Below are 13,000 nucleotides of genomic sequence, written 5' to 3'. Positions count from 1 at the left end.
ACCGCGCCCGGCATGGTGGCCGAGAACAGCATGGTCTGCCGCTTGGCCGGCAGCATGTCGATGATCTTCTCGACGTCGGGCAGGAAGCCCAGGTCGAGCATCTCGTCGGCCTCGTCGAGCACCAGGCACTTCACGTGCTTCAGGCTCAGCTTCTTCTGGCCGGCGAGGTCCAGCAGTCGGCCCGGGGTGCCGACGACCACGTCGACGCCCTTCTTCAGGGCTTCCACCTGGGGCTCGTAGGCCCGGCCGCCGTAGATCGAGAGGACCCGTACGTTGCGCACCTTGCCGGCGGTCAGCAGGTCGTTGGTGACCTGGACGCACAGCTCGCGCGTGGGGACGACGACGAGTGCCTGCGGGGCGTCGGTGAGGGCCTCGGGGGTGGCGCGCCCGGCCTCGACGTCGACGGGGACGGTCACGCGCTCGAGGAGCGGAAGGCCGAAGCCGAGCGTCTTGCCGGTGCCGGTCTTGGCCTGGCCGATGACGTCCGTGCCCGACAGGGCCACGGGCAGCGTCATCTCCTGGATGGGGAAGGGGGTGGTGATGCCGACGGCTTCCAGGGCCTCGGCGGTCTCGGGAAGGATCCCGAGCTCTCGGAAGGTCGTAGTCAGGGTGCTGCCTCTTCTGTGTGCGCGGCGCGAGGCGAGCGCGGGGGTCGGTGTCACCTGACCGTGCCGGGGACGTCGGCCGCCCTCGCGGGGCGGACGGTGTGGCACGGGACCACAGCCGACGCTCTAGCGCTCGTACCGCTGAGGGTGTCCCTCCGATCGTCGTACGCACAGAGCCGTACGGTCAGGGAGGGCTGTCGGGTCGGAGCCGATCGGGCCACCGACCGGGCATCCTCATGCGTGCGGCCTGTCGACGTACGTCGATTCACGTCGGCGTACTCAGCAGGCGCATTACCACCATACCCCGGAAACGCGTACAAGCGATGGCTGATTCGGTCACGTAGCCGTCGTCACACTGCTTGACCAGGTCCTTCGAACACGTGGAGAGCGGGTTATTGTGCGCTTCATGACGAGCTCTGACAAGTCTGACAGCGCCTCCGACGCGCCCGCCGAACACACCGGGATCGCCGCCCAGGACTGGGCGACGGCCGCCGCCGACCCGCAGTACCGCGCCGCGGTCGTGGACCTGCTCGGCGCGCTCGCGTACGGAGAGCTCGCGGCGTTCGAACGGCTCGCGGAGGACGCCAAGCTGGCGCCCACCCTCGCGGACAAGGCCGAGCTGGCGAAGATGGCGTCGGCCGAGTTCCACCACTTCGAGCGGCTGCGCGACCGGCTCGCGGAGATCGGCGAGGAGCCGACCGCCGCGATGGAGCCCTTCGTCGCCGCGCTCGAGGGCTTCCACAAGCAGACGGCGCCCTCGGACTGGCTGGAGGGGCTCGTCAAGGCCTACGTCGGCGACTCGATCGCCAGCGACTTCTACCGGGAGGTCGCCGTCCGCCTGGACTCCGACACGCGCGAACTCGTCCTCGCCGTCCTCGCCAACACCGGGCACGCCGACTTCGCGGTGGAGAAGGTGCGCGCGGCGATCGACAAGGACCCGCGCGTGGGCGGCCGGCTCGCGCTGTGGGCGCGGCGCCTGATGGGCGAGGCCCTGTCGCAGTCCCAGCGGGTCGTGGCCGAGCGGGACGCGCTGTCCACGATGCTCGTCGGCGGTGTCGCGGACGGCTTCGACCTCGCCGAGGTCGGCAGGATGTTCTCCCGGATCACCGAGGCGCACACCAAGCGGATGTCCGCGCTGGGACTGGCGGCTTAGGGGGCGGTGGGGCGGTCTCCGGACTTCCGGGGCCGCCTCGGGGAGCGCGCCGCCGTCGGCGTCGGATCAGGCCGGCGCCGATCGTCGGCGCAGCCCTCCCGCGGGGCGCACCAGCAGCGACAGGGAGGCGGCCGAGACGACCACCGCGCCGAGCAGGGCCGGCACCGGACTGCCGGAACCGAGCGCGCTGTGCGTGAGGAAGGCGCCGAAGAGGGCTCCGGCGACGCCGGTCGACTGCACCAGGAGGCGGGCCGGCAGACGGTGGGCCAGACGGTGGAACGCGGCCCAGCCGAGCAGCAGACCGATCAGCGCGGAGCCGAGCGTTTCCAAGAACATGGCGGTTCCCTCCCACACGGTCGGCCGGTGCCGGCGGTCGTAGCCCGTCATACCCCTGACCTGCGGAACGCAACCCTCTCTGTGAGCGGGCTGTGCGCCATCCGTGAAGAAGCGCGAGAGGGCCCGGCGGTCTTCTCCCGCCGGGCCCTCCCGTCGTCTCGTCGTCCGTGACTACAGCGCGCCGAAGCCCACCTTGCGCGGGGCCGGCTCACCGATCTCCACGTACGCCAGCCGGTCGGCCGGGACCAGGAGCTTGCGGCCGTGCTCGTCCACGAGGCTCAGCAGTTGCGACTTGCCGGCCAGTGCCTCGGCCACGACGCGCTCGACCTCCTCGGCAGTCTGACCGCTCTCCAGAACGATCTCGCGGGGCGCGTGCTGCACGCCGATCTTGACCTCCACGGCTATGTCCCTCCGACGGTCGGTGAAGTGCGCGACCTTCCGCGCCGTACCTGCACACATTAGCCCGGTGAGGGGACGGACACGCTTCGCCGGGGCACGCCAGGAGCGAACAGTCCGCGGCTCAGTGGTGCTGCTCGCTGCCGTGCAGCGGGAAACCGGCGATGCCCCGCCAGGCCAGGGAGGCCAGCAGCTGGACCGCCTGGTCGCGCGGGACGCTGCGGTCGCTGTGCAGCCAGGAGCGGGCCACCACTTGCGCGAGGCCGCCGAGACCGGAGGCCAGCAGCATCGACTCCGCGCGCGAGAGGCCGGTGTCCTCCGCGATCACGTCGCAGATCGCCTCGGCGCACTCGTTGGTGACCTTGTCGACGCGCTCGCGCACCGCCGGCTCGTTCGTCAGGTCCGATTCGAAGACCAGCCGGAAGGCGCCGCCGTCGTCCTCGACGTACGCGAAGTAGGCGTCCATCGTGGCGCGCACGCGCTGCTTGTTGTCGGTCGTCGACGCCAGCGCGCTCCGTACGGACTGGATGAGCGCCTCGCAGTGCTGGTCCAGCAGGGCGAGGTAGAGGTCGAGCTTCCCCGGGAAGTGCTGGTAGAGCACCGGCTTGCTGACGCCGGCGCGTTCGGCGATGTCGTCCATGGCGGCGGCGTGGTAGCCCTGCGCCACGAAGACCTCCTGGGCAGCGCCCAGCAACTGGTTCCGCCGGGCACGGCGCGGCAGGCGCGTACCTCGCGGGCGTGCCGCCTCTGTCTGCTCGATGGCTGTCACGCCGCCTCCCAAAGTCGTCCACATGCGGTGTGCGCCGCGCCGCCATCGTACTTTTCGGTAACCGTGCTGTGCGCGCTGCGAACGCAGAATTTCACGGACTGGACGGCGGCGAAAGCGGCGCAGAAGGTTTCAAACAGGTTCAGTCCGGGCATGACACGGCTTCGTTCCTGGTCAGCGGCGGTCTCTTCCGTTCGACGCCTCGGACGCGGATTCGCGCACCACCTTGTGCCTCACCGGTAGTCGTCCTCGTCGACGGAGACGACCCGCGCCTGTTCGATGAGGTCCGCCTCGTTGGCGCGGCCCGGGTCCCCGGTGAGGGGTTCGTCGCGATCCGGCGCGACGTCCGCCAGCTGTTCGGCGGCGTCGTTCTCCGGAGCCTCGACGTCGATCTCCGCGGCGTCGTCCTCGAACGTCTCGGGATCGGTGGGGTCGAATGCCATGCTGGGCTCCCTTCGTGCGGAGTGTCCCTGCGGGACGCCCCTGCGGAGTGTCCCTGACGGGAGCAGGGGTCAGGTACGGGTGCCCTGTGTATGAGCGTAGGAGACACCCGAAGTGGACGCTATGCGATTCCATGCCCCCGCGCGTGCGTGGTCTGTGACGGCGAACACAGGAACCGTTATGTGATCGTCTCGTAACATTGCCGCATGTCTTCGACCGAGCTGCCCTCCGTGCCGCCCGCCAACGTTCTGCCCAGGGTGACGCCCGCCGGGCTCGAGGAGGGAGAGCGCCTGCGCTCGGTCGAACTGCCCGGGATCACGCTGACGGTGCGCTCGCGCCCACCCGCGCGGGAGGGGCTGCCGCCCGCGCTGTACGTGCACGGCCTCGGCGGCTCCTCGCGGAACTGGTCGGCGCTGATGGCGCTGCTCGGCGGTGTCGTCGACGGCGAGGCGCTCGACCTGCCGGGCTTCGGGGACTCCCCGCCACCGGACGACGGCAACTACTCCCTCACCGGGCACGCGCGTGCGGTGATCCGCTTCCTCGACGCCTCCGGCCGCGGACCCGTCCACCTGTTCGGCAACTCCCTGGGCGGCGCCGTCTCCACGCGTGTCGCGGCACTGCGCCCCGACCTCGTGCGCACGCTCACCCTCGTCTCGCCCGCGCTGCCCGAACTCCGGGTGCAGCGCACCGCCGTGCCGACCGGACTGCTCGCGGTGCCGGGCGTGGCCGCCCTGTTCACGCGGCTCACCCGGGAGTGGACGGTGGAGCAGCGGGTCCGCGGGGTCATGGCCCTGTGCTACGGCGACCCGGGGCGGGTGACGCCGGAGGGGTTCCACAGCGCGGTGCGGGAGATGGAGCGGCGGCTGCTGCTGCCGTACCACTGGGACGCGATGGCGCGCTCCGCGCGCGGGCTCGTGGACGCGTACACGCTGGGCGGCCAGCACGGGCTGTGGCGCCAGGCCGAGCGGGTCCTCGCGCCCACGCTGCTGGTCTACGGCGGCCGCGACCAGCTCGTCGGCTTCCGCATGGCCCGGCGCGCGGCCCGTGCCTTCCGCGACTCCCGCCTTCTCACCCTGCCGGACGCCGGCCATGTGGCCATGATGGAGTACCCGGATACGGTGGCGACCGCATTCCGTGAACTGCTGGTGGACACGGGGAAGTTGGAGGGCAGGGCTGTGACGCGCACGGACGCGGCCGAACGGGCCGGCGGCGAGGCTTCCGACATGGGTGCGGGGGGCTGAGGGGCGAGGTGGGACGCCACAGCCGCCGCGGGCCCGCTCCCCGAGGCAAGGCCGCGGACACGACCGCGGCACGGGACGGCCGGGTGCCCCGGGGCCACCGGAAGCCGCGGCAGGACCGCGAGCCGGGAGACGGCCCCGGGGAGGCCTGGGACGGCCCGGATCCCTGGGACGGCCGTAGCGGCCGGCCGGGGCCGGGCGCGGCGCCGGAGAGCCGGCGGGAGACGGACGGCCTGCCGCCGCCGTGGCCCGGTCCAGGCCCGGTGCCCGGCGGGCCGGCCGGTGCGGGAGGCCCGGCGTACGGGACCTCTGCCCGGAGGGCGCCGCACTTCGAGGACGGGACGCCCGCGCGGGGTGTTCCACGGTTCCCGGAGGGCACTCCCGCGCGCGGGGGCGCGCGTCGGTCCGACGGGACGCCGGCTCAGGGCGTTCCGTGGCCGCCCGACGGGACGCCCGCGCGCGGGGTGCCGGGGTTCGCCGACGGGACGCCCGCGCGGGGTGTTCCACGGTTCCCGGAGGGCACTCCCGCGCGCGGTGTCCCGCGACACGTCGACGGCACCCCGGCCCACGGAGCCCCCCGCCTTCCTGACGGCACCCCCGCCCCCGGCGTCCCCCGGGTCCGGGGTGGGCACCCCGAGCAGCATGAAGCCGGGGGCGGCTGGGGGCACTTGGGGGCCGACGCCGCCGCGGGGCAGGGGCCGCCGGCCGCCGGACCCGGGGCGCCGAGGGGCGCGGGTGCCTCTGCGGGGGCCCGTGCTCCCGTTCCCCGGCAGCGGAAGGGGGCTCCCGCGGGCCCCCGGCAGGAGTACCTGGACGCCTTCGGCGAGGACGACGTCTTCACGCCCCGGCTCCACGGTGGTGTGCCGTCCGCGCATCCGGCCGTGGTGCCGCCGGTCCCGCCGGCCGGGCCGGGCGTCGAGGCCGGGCGACAGCCCACCGGCGAGCCCGCGCCCGGCACGGGCACCAAGGGGCGGACGCTCACCGGCATCGCGGCCGCCGCCGTCACCACCGTGCTCGCCGTCGTCGTCGCCGGACAGGTCGCCGACGACCGCTCCGACGCCGACGTGCGGCCGCAGTCCGCCGCCGACCGCACGGACGGCGGCGCCGCGGGCATCGCGGGCATCGTGGACGACGACGGCAAGCCGGCGGCACCGCCGGACGCGCCGACGCTGACGTACGGCCAGAAGATGGGCATGAGGTACGTGCTCAGCCCCGCTCTCAAGGGCTCGGGCAGGTTCGACGCGGTCCCGGGCTCCGCCAAGGCGCCCGGCAAGGGGCGCAAGTACACCTACCGCGTCGACGTGGAGCAGGGCCTCGGCCTCGACGGCGAGCTCTTCGCCCAGGCCGTGCACAAGACGCTCAACGACGACCGCAGCTGGGCCCACGACGGTGACCGCACCTTCGAGCGAGTCTCCTCCGGCAAGTCCGACTTCGTGATCACGCTCGCCAGCCCCGGCACCACCGCCGTCTGGTGCGCCAAGTCCGGCCTGGACACCACCGAGGACAACGTCTCGTGCGACTCGGCCGCCACCGAGCGCGTGATGATCAACGCCTACCGGTGGGCGCAGGGCTCGAAGACCTACGGCGACGAGATGTACGCCTACCGGCAGATGCTGATCAACCACGAGATCGGCCACCGGCTCGGCTACGGGCACGTCACCTGCGACAGGAACGGCGCCCTGGCGCCCGTCATGCAGCAGCAGACCAAGTTCCTGGACCACGACGGAATCCACTGCCTGCCCAACCCCTGGCCCTACCCGGAGAGTTGACCGCGACCCGGCGCGTGGCGCTCCGTGCCCGGATGATCTCCTAGCGCGACGGAACGCGTCCCGCGCGGGAAAGTTACGCCTGTTCACCCCTTTTGGTGGCGCGATGGACAACCGTCCATCGCGCCACCCTCATGTCCGCATACGTTCGTTCCGCTGCGAGCCGCCGGTGCGACGGCGGCTCCCCGCACGAAGTGGACGGGAGAGATCGGGGGTGCACGCGTGCGCATCGGAATGGTGACGGAGGGTGGCTATCCGTATGTGGGCGGTGACGCCGGACTCTGGTGCGAACGGCTCGTGCGCGGGCTCGGACAGCACGAGTTCGACCTCTACGCGCTCAGTCGCAGCCGTCGGCAGGAGGACGCAGGCTGGGTGCCGCTGCCGCCACAGGTCAGCCGGGTGCGTACCGCACCGCTGTGGGCGGCCGAGGACGACGGCATCACGTACGGACGACGCGCGCGCCGGCGCTTCGCCGAGTACTACGGCGAGCTGGTGTCGGCCCTGGTCACGGCGGGCGGCGGCCCCGGCGACCACGGCGAGGCGGTCGGCCAGGGCCGTGCCGACGGCGAGGCGGACCGTTTCGGCAGCGCGCTGTACGGGCTCGCCGAACTCGCCCGCGACGAGGGCGGCCTGGTGGGCGCGCTGTGCTCGGAAACCGCCGTACGCGCGCTGGAACGCGCCTGTCGTGCGCCCGGCGCTTCGCGTGTGGTGCGCGAGGCCCGCGTCCCGGATCTGCTCGCGGCCGCCGGGCACCTGCGGCAGGCTCTGAGTCCCCTCGCGGTCGACTGGTACGAGGACGACGGCCTCGGCGCCGTCGACCTCTGCCATGCGGCGGCCGGCGGCGCGGCGGCCCTGTCCGGGCTGCTCGCCCGCCACTTCACCGGCGTCCCCCTGCTGGTCACCGAGTACGGCGCACAGCTGCGCGCGCACCACCTCGCCACCGGCGCCGACGGAACCGCCCCGGCCGTACGGGCCCTGCTCGCCGCGTTCCACGGCGGGGTCGCCGCCGAGGCGTACCGGCAGGCCGCTCTCGTCACCCATGGCAACGCGCACACCCGCCGCTGGCAGGAGCGCTGCGGTGCCGACCGCACCAGACTGCGCACCGTCCACCCCGGCATGGAAGCCTCCGGCTTCGCCGAGGCCGGAGAGTCACCGGAGGCCGCCGACCCGGGCACGCTGGTGTGGGTCGGCCGTGTCGAGCCCGTCAAGGACCTGGTGTCCCTGCTGCACGCCTTCGCCCGGGTGCGCGGGCAGGAACCGAAGGCGCGGCTGCGGATCGTGAGCACCGCGACCGGCCCCGACGGGGCGGCCTACCTGGGTCACTGCCGGGCGCTCGCCGCCCAGCTCTTCCCCGACGAGGCCGAGGGCCCGCACGCCGTCGGCGACAACCCGGTGTCCTTCGAGGAGGTCGGCGCCCCGGAGGCCCCGACGCTCGCGGAGGCGTACGCCTCGGGTGCCGTGATCGTCCTGTCGAGCGTCGTCGAGGGCTTCCCGACCGGTCTCGTCGAGGCGATGTTCTGCGGCCGTGCGACGGTCTCCACGGATGTCGGCGCGGTCGTGGAGGTCATCGGCGGCACCGGGCTCGTGGTACCCCCGCGCAACCCGCGGGCGCTCGCCGAGGCGTGCGTGGCGCTGCTGCGTGACCCCGAGCGCCGTGCGCGCCTGGGCGCAGCCGCCCGCGCCCGCGCACTCGAACTGTTCACCGTCGAGCAGAACATCGCCGCGTTCCACGGCATGTACCTCGAGATCGTCTCGCACTGCCCGGTCCGGCGCGTCGTCCTCGGCGAGACCGGCGAACCCCTCCCGTTCGCCGCACCGGCCGAGGCCCACGTGCCCGGCAGCTGGACCGGGCCCCCCGCCCGCGTCGAGGCCCGCCGGGCCACCGGCTCGCCGGCACCGTGCCCGACCCCCATGACCACCACGGAGGCCTCCGGATGAACGGATCGGGACAAAGCAGCCACCCCGGCGTCACGGCCGCCCCCGCCCTCCCCGCCGGTGACCTCGGCGAGCCGGCCCTCGACCGGAGCCCTTTCGTGCCCCCCCGGCGCGGCGCCGCCGACCCGGTCAAGGCGCTGATGCACCGGCACCGCGAACTGTGCGAACGGGCCGTCGACCCCTTGGAGATCGCCGCCGGCCTGGAGGCGCACGGCGTCACCGACCGCACCGCCGCCCGCTTCCGCCACCGCGACGTCTTCTCGCTCGCCGAGGAGATGTACGCCCGGATCTCCCGCGACACCGGGACGCCTCCACGCCACGAGGCCGCCGCCGTGCCCCTGCTGGGCCCCGGCCCGGCCGGACTCGGTCTGCTGCCCGGCGCCCTGTGCGCGGCCGCCGTGGCCGGACTGCACCTGACCGAGGGCCGGACGCGCCTGGCCGTCGCCGCGCTCGGCGTCCTCGCCGTGGGGCTGGGAGTGCGGGCCGTGCTCCGCCACGGCCCGCTGAGTACCGGCAGACGTACACCGGACGGCCCGCACACGCCCGGCACACGCGCGTGGACATGTCTGCTGCTCGCCTACGCCCTCCTCGGTGACGGCCTGTTCGGCGCAGTCGTCACCGGCGGCCCCGGCGCGCTGCCCGACGGCACCGCCGCCGGGGCCTGGCCACTGACCACCGCCCCCGTGTTGGCCCTCGCCCTCGCCTGCGCCCCGGCGGTCTGGACAGCCCACCTCTTCGCCGTCCACGCCCGGCGCAGGGTGACCACCAGCCGTGGCCTGGAGGAGTTCGCCGCGTCCGTACGGCCCCTGCTGCTCGGCACCTTCGGCCTGTTCCTGTGCGCCCTGACCGTTCTCGCCGCCGCGTGCGGAGCGGCCCTGGGCGAGCCCGCCGGCTACGCGCAGGCCCTCACGCTGGGCGCGCTGCTGCTGCTCGCCCGCCTCCTCACCGTGCACGGCAACACCCGGGCCCCGGCCGTCGCCCTCGGCGCCGCGGCCACGGCCGAGGTGACGGCCCAGGCCGGAGCCTTCGCCGCCCGCCTCCCCGGCTGCCGTCTCCTCGCCACCCCGGTCGACACCCTCGTGGCCGCCTGGGGCCCGGGCGGCGTACAGACCCTCGCCTGCGGAGCGGCGGCCCTGGCCCTCCTCGTGCACGCGAGCCGCACGCTGACCAGGGCCTCGGCCCATGCGCGAGCGGAGGAACAGCCATGAGGGACCCATGGCCGGTCTCACACACACCGCCACACGGCCGGAGCCGCGGGTACGGCCCGCGTCCCCCGGCCGGCCGCAGGCAACCGGCCCACCGCCGGAGCCCGTCGCACCACCCCTTGAAGGAGAACACCAGATGATCACCGCCCGATCCGGAGCGTCCGGAGCATCCGGAGCCACCGGAGCGCACACCCCGGGAGCCGCCCGATGAGGGTCCTGCTGATCGGAGCCAACGGATACCTCGGCCGTTTCGTCGCCGACCGCCTGCTCGCCGACCCGGCCGTCCAGCTCACCGCGCTCGGCCGCGGCGACGACGCCGACGTCCGCTTCGACCTCGCGACCGGCAGCCCCGGCGCGCTCACCCGCTTCCTGGACGCGGTCCACCCCGGGGTCGTCGTCAACTGCGCGGGCGCCACCCGGGGCGGCGCCCGCGAACTCACCCGGCACAACACCGTCGCCGTCGCCACCGTCTGCGAGGCCCTGCGCCGCAGCGGCTGCGGCGCCCGGCTGGTGCAGATCGGCTGCAGCTCCGAGTACGGCCCCAGCCAGACCGGCTCCTCCACGGCCGAGGACGCCGTGCCCCGCCCCGGCGGGCCGTACGGCGTCAGCAAGCTCGCCGCCACCGAACTGGTCCTCGGCTCCGGCCTGGACGCCGTCGTGCTCCGGGTCTTCTCACCCGCCGGACCCGGCACCCCCGCGGGCTCGCCGCTCGGCCGGCTCGCCGAGGCCATGCGCCGCGCCATGCAGTCCGGCGACAGCGACCTCAAACTCGGCGGGCTCGGGGTACAGCGCGACTTCGTCGACGTCCGCGACGTGGCCCGCGCCGTCCACGCCGCCTCCCTCTCCGCCGCCCAGGGCGTCATCAACATCGGCTCCGGCCGCGCCGTCCGGCTGCGCGACGCCGCGGCGATGCTCGCCCGCGTCGCCGGATACGGCGGCACCCTCCACGAACTCGACGGCCCACCCGGCGGCCACCTCAGGCCCGCCGTCGGGCATCCCCGCACCGACTCGGACCACCCCGCCCCGGTCGCGTTCCCGTACCCCGACGGCTGCGGCAGCTGGCAGCAGGCCGATGTGCGCACCGCCCGCGACCGGCTCGGCTGGCGGCCCCGGATCAACCTCGAGGAGTCCCTCGCCGACATCTGGATGGAGGCGGCGTGCCGTATCTGACCAGCACTCCGGCGGGCACCTCGAGCACCGACGTGCGCACCGGGTTCGGTGTCCCCGGCTGTGCCCACCCCCTTCTCGCCCCGGCCGAGTGGACCGAGCTCACCCGCCCCGGCACACCGCTGCACTGGGTCGTCCTCGACGTCGCCGGCGGACCCGGCGTCCAGCCCGACCCACACTGCCTGGACGCGGCCGGCCGCCTGCGCAACGCGGGCGTCCGCGTCCTCGGCCGCCTCGACGCCGCGCACGGCACCCGGTCCTTCCCCGAGCTGATCGCGGACGCGCGCCGGTTCCACGAGTGGTACCGGGTCGACGGCTTCCTCCTGGACCGCTGTCCCGCCGACCGCGCCGGGCTGCCCGAGGTCCGCCGTACGGCCGGTGCGCTGCGGGCGCTGCGTGACGATGCCCACATCGTCCTCGGTCATGGCACCCATCCGCACCCGGGCTACGCCGAGAACGCCGACCAGCTGGTGACCTTCCGCGGTGCGTGGAGCGACTACCGCTGGTCGCAGGTGGCGGAGTGGACCGCCGACTACCCGCCCGAGCGCTTCTGCCACTTGGTGCACGGCCTCCCGCGCGGCCACCTCGACGAGGCGCTGCGCATCGCCCGCTGGCAGGGCGCGGCGACGATCTGGTTCACCGATCGCACGGACCGCGGCGGCCTCGCCGACCCCTGGGAGAACCTGCCCGGCTACTGGGACGACATCATCTCGCGCATCGGAACGGGTGTCTCGGAATGAAGAAGGGCGTGGCAGTGTTACGAGGAGAACAACCGTAGTGATTGACCGACCAACGGAGTCCCCGTGTCGCTGCCACCCCTGGTCGAGCCGGCTGACGAGCTCACCGTAGACGAGGTCCGCAGGTACTCCCGCCACCTGATCATTCCCGATGTCGGGATGGACGGGCAGAAGCGGCTGAAGAACGCCAAGGTGCTCTTTGTGGGCGCCGGTGGCCTGGGCTCGCCGGGGCTGATGTACCTGGCCGCGGCGGGTGTGGGCACGATCGGCATCGTGGAGTTCGACGAGGTCGACGAGTCGAACCTGCAGCGCCAGGTCATCCACAGCCAGTCCGACATCGGCCGACCCAAGGCCGAGTCCGCCCAGGACACGATCAAGGGCGTCAACCCGTACGTGAACGTGGTTCTTCACCAGGAGCGGCTCGAGGCCGAGAACGTGAAGGACATCTTCAGCCAGTACGACCTGATCATCGACGGCACGGACAACTTCGCGACCCGCTACCTGGTCAACGACGCGTGCGTGCTCCTGGGCAAGCCCTACGTCTGGGGCTCGATCTACCGCTTCGACGGCCAGGCCTCCGTCTTCTGGTCCGAGCACGGCCCCTGCTACCGCTGCCTCTACCCGGAGCCCCCGCCCCCCGGCATGGTTCCCTCCTGCGCCGAGGGCGGTGTCCTGGGCGTGCTGTGCGCGTCCATCGGCTCCATCCAGGCCAACGAGGCCATCAAGCTCCTCGCGGGCATCGGCGAGCCGCTGGTCGGCCGCCTGATGATCTACGACGCCCTGGAGATGCAGTACCGCCAGGTCAAGGTCCGCAAGGACCCCGACTGCGCGATCTGCGGCGAGAACCCGACCGTCACCGAGCTCATCGACTACGAGGCCTTCTGCGGCGTCGTCTCCGAGGAGGCCCAGGCGGCGGCCGCCGACTCGACGATCACTCCCAAGCAGCTCAAGGAGTGGATCGACGACGGCGAGAACATCGAGATCATCGACGTCCGTGAGCCGAACGAGTTCGAGATCGTCTCCATCCCGGGCGCCCGGCTGATCCCGAAGAACGAGTTCCTCATGGGCTCCGCCCTGGAGAACCTCCCGCACGAAAAGAAGATCGTCTTGAACTGCAAGACGGGTGTCCGCAGTGCGGAAGTCCTCGCCGTGCTGAAGTCCGCGGGCTTCGCGGACGCGGTGCACGTCGGCGGCGGCGTGATCGGCTGGGTCAACCAGATCGAACCGGAGAAGCCGGTCTACTGAGCCACGGCTC

14 protein-coding genes are annotated in these 13,000 nt (G+C 73.3%); 8 read left to right on the top strand and 6 right to left on the bottom strand.

Features of this window, described 5'->3' with window-relative positions; all coding sequences use genetic code 11:
• Nucleotides 1-515: DEAD/DEAH box helicase (locus tag RH94_RS42905; RefSeq protein ID WP_234425667.1), on the bottom strand; the 515-nt coding region annotated here is incomplete at its 3' end.
• A gap of 496 nt (nucleotides 516-1,011) precedes the next feature.
• Between RH94_RS42905 and RH94_RS09835 the strand changes: the two genes are divergently transcribed.
• On the top strand, nucleotides 1,012-1,758 hold the full coding sequence (locus RH94_RS09835; protein WP_199880914.1) for a ferritin-like fold-containing protein: 747 nt from the start codon (nucleotides 1,012-1,014) through the stop codon (nucleotides 1,756-1,758).
• A gap of 66 nt (nucleotides 1,759-1,824) precedes the next feature.
• Here the strand turns inward: RH94_RS09835 and RH94_RS09830 are convergent, their stop codons facing one another.
• From RH94_RS09830 to RH94_RS09815, 5 genes are all read right to left on the bottom strand, one after another.
• Nucleotides 1,825-2,094, bottom strand: coding sequence for a hypothetical protein (locus tag RH94_RS09830; RefSeq protein WP_073947296.1), 270 nt, complete (start codon nucleotides 2,092-2,094; stop codon nucleotides 1,825-1,827).
• Nucleotides 2,095-2,265: 171 nt separating this feature from the next.
• Nucleotides 2,266-2,493 carry a DUF3107 domain-containing protein gene (locus RH94_RS09825; RefSeq protein WP_030854792.1) on the bottom strand — a complete coding sequence of 76 codons (228 nt, stop codon included), beginning with the start codon at nucleotides 2,491-2,493 and terminating at the stop codon, nucleotides 2,266-2,268.
• Between the two features lie 121 nt (nucleotides 2,494-2,614).
• Entirely contained in the window at nucleotides 2,615-3,259 is a 645-nt protein-coding gene (locus tag RH94_RS09820; protein ID WP_073947238.1) for a TetR/AcrR family transcriptional regulator, read from the bottom strand.
• Nucleotides 3,256-3,411, bottom strand: a complete 156-nt coding sequence (locus RH94_RS41255) for a hypothetical protein (protein ID WP_199880913.1) — start codon at nucleotides 3,409-3,411, stop codon at nucleotides 3,256-3,258. Before RH94_RS41255 ends, RH94_RS09820 begins: the two co-directional genes overlap by 4 nt.
• Before the next feature lie 78 nt (nucleotides 3,412-3,489).
• A complete protein-coding gene (locus RH94_RS09815) occupies nucleotides 3,490-3,699 on the bottom strand; it encodes a hypothetical protein (protein WP_073947237.1) in 210 nt (69 codons plus the stop codon).
• A 204-nt stretch (nucleotides 3,700-3,903) separates the two neighbouring features.
• Here RH94_RS09815 and RH94_RS09810 point away from each other — a divergent pair, with 204 nt between their 5' ends.
• The 7 genes from RH94_RS09810 to moeZ all read left to right on the top strand — a co-directional run bounded on the left by RH94_RS09810 (nucleotide 3,904) and on the right by moeZ (nucleotide 12,990).
• Nucleotides 3,904-4,938: an alpha/beta fold hydrolase gene (locus RH94_RS09810; RefSeq protein ID WP_073947236.1), complete on the top strand. Its 1,035-nt coding sequence runs from the start codon at nucleotides 3,904-3,906 to the stop codon at nucleotides 4,936-4,938.
• An 8-nt stretch (nucleotides 4,939-4,946) separates the two neighbouring features.
• Nucleotides 4,947-6,704, top strand: coding sequence for a DUF3152 domain-containing protein (locus tag RH94_RS09805; RefSeq protein ID WP_073947235.1), 1,758 nt, complete (start codon nucleotides 4,947-4,949; stop codon nucleotides 6,702-6,704).
• Nucleotides 6,705-6,923: 219 nt separating this feature from the next.
• Nucleotides 6,924-8,639 (top strand): DUF3492 domain-containing protein, encoded by a 1,716-nt coding sequence (locus RH94_RS09800; protein ID WP_073947234.1) that lies wholly within the window; start codon nucleotides 6,924-6,926, stop codon nucleotides 8,637-8,639.
• Nucleotides 8,636-9,844 (top strand): hypothetical protein, encoded by a 1,209-nt coding sequence (locus RH94_RS09795; protein WP_234425658.1) that lies wholly within the window; start codon nucleotides 8,636-8,638, stop codon nucleotides 9,842-9,844. Before RH94_RS09800 ends, RH94_RS09795 begins: the two co-directional genes overlap by 4 nt.
• 204 nt (nucleotides 9,845-10,048) lie before the next feature.
• Nucleotides 10,049-11,011 (top strand): NAD-dependent epimerase/dehydratase family protein, encoded by a 963-nt coding sequence (locus tag RH94_RS09790; RefSeq protein ID WP_073947233.1) that lies wholly within the window; start codon nucleotides 10,049-10,051, stop codon nucleotides 11,009-11,011.
• Nucleotides 10,999-11,748 carry a spherulation-specific family 4 protein gene (locus tag RH94_RS09785; RefSeq protein WP_073947232.1) on the top strand — a complete coding sequence of 250 codons (750 nt, stop codon included), beginning with the start codon at nucleotides 10,999-11,001 and terminating at the stop codon, nucleotides 11,746-11,748. Before RH94_RS09790 ends, RH94_RS09785 begins: the two co-directional genes overlap by 13 nt.
• Before the next feature lie 63 nt (nucleotides 11,749-11,811).
• Nucleotides 11,812-12,990: an adenylyltransferase/sulfurtransferase MoeZ gene (moeZ, locus tag RH94_RS09780; protein WP_073947231.1), complete on the top strand. Its 1,179-nt coding sequence runs from the start codon at nucleotides 11,812-11,814 to the stop codon at nucleotides 12,988-12,990.
• Nucleotides 12,991-13,000 lie beyond the last annotated feature (10 nt).

The organism is Streptomyces kebangsaanensis (assembly GCF_001906585.1).
In the GTDB taxonomy this organism is placed as follows: domain Bacteria; phylum Actinomycetota; class Actinomycetes; order Streptomycetales; family Streptomycetaceae; genus Streptomyces; species Streptomyces kebangsaanensis.
Note: the sequence above shows the minus strand (reverse complement) of the source record. Positions and strands in the feature narration are given on the sequence as shown.

Bases quoted from the DNA above. Each gene is read 5' to 3' on its own strand.
- RH94_RS41255 (WP_199880913.1), bottom strand. From the start codon at position 3,411: ATGCCCGGACTGAACCTGTTTGAAACCTTCTGCGCCGCTTTCGCCGCC.
- RH94_RS09830 (WP_073947296.1), bottom strand. From the start codon at position 2,094: ATGTTCTTGGAAACGCTCGGCTCCGCGCTGATCGGTCTGCTGCTCGGC.
- RH94_RS09835 (WP_199880914.1), top strand. From the start codon at position 1,012: ATGACGAGCTCTGACAAGTCTGACAGCGCCTCCGACGCGCCCGCCGAA.
- RH94_RS09815 (WP_073947237.1), bottom strand. From the start codon at position 3,699: ATGGCATTCGACCCCACCGATCCCGAGACGTTCGAGGACGACGCCGCG.
- RH94_RS09795 (WP_234425658.1), top strand. From the start codon at position 8,636: ATGAACGGATCGGGACAAAGCAGCCACCCCGGCGTCACGGCCGCCCCC.
- RH94_RS09790 (WP_073947233.1), top strand. From the start codon at position 10,049: ATGAGGGTCCTGCTGATCGGAGCCAACGGATACCTCGGCCGTTTCGTC.
- RH94_RS09810 (WP_073947236.1), top strand. From the start codon at position 3,904: ATGTCTTCGACCGAGCTGCCCTCCGTGCCGCCCGCCAACGTTCTGCCC.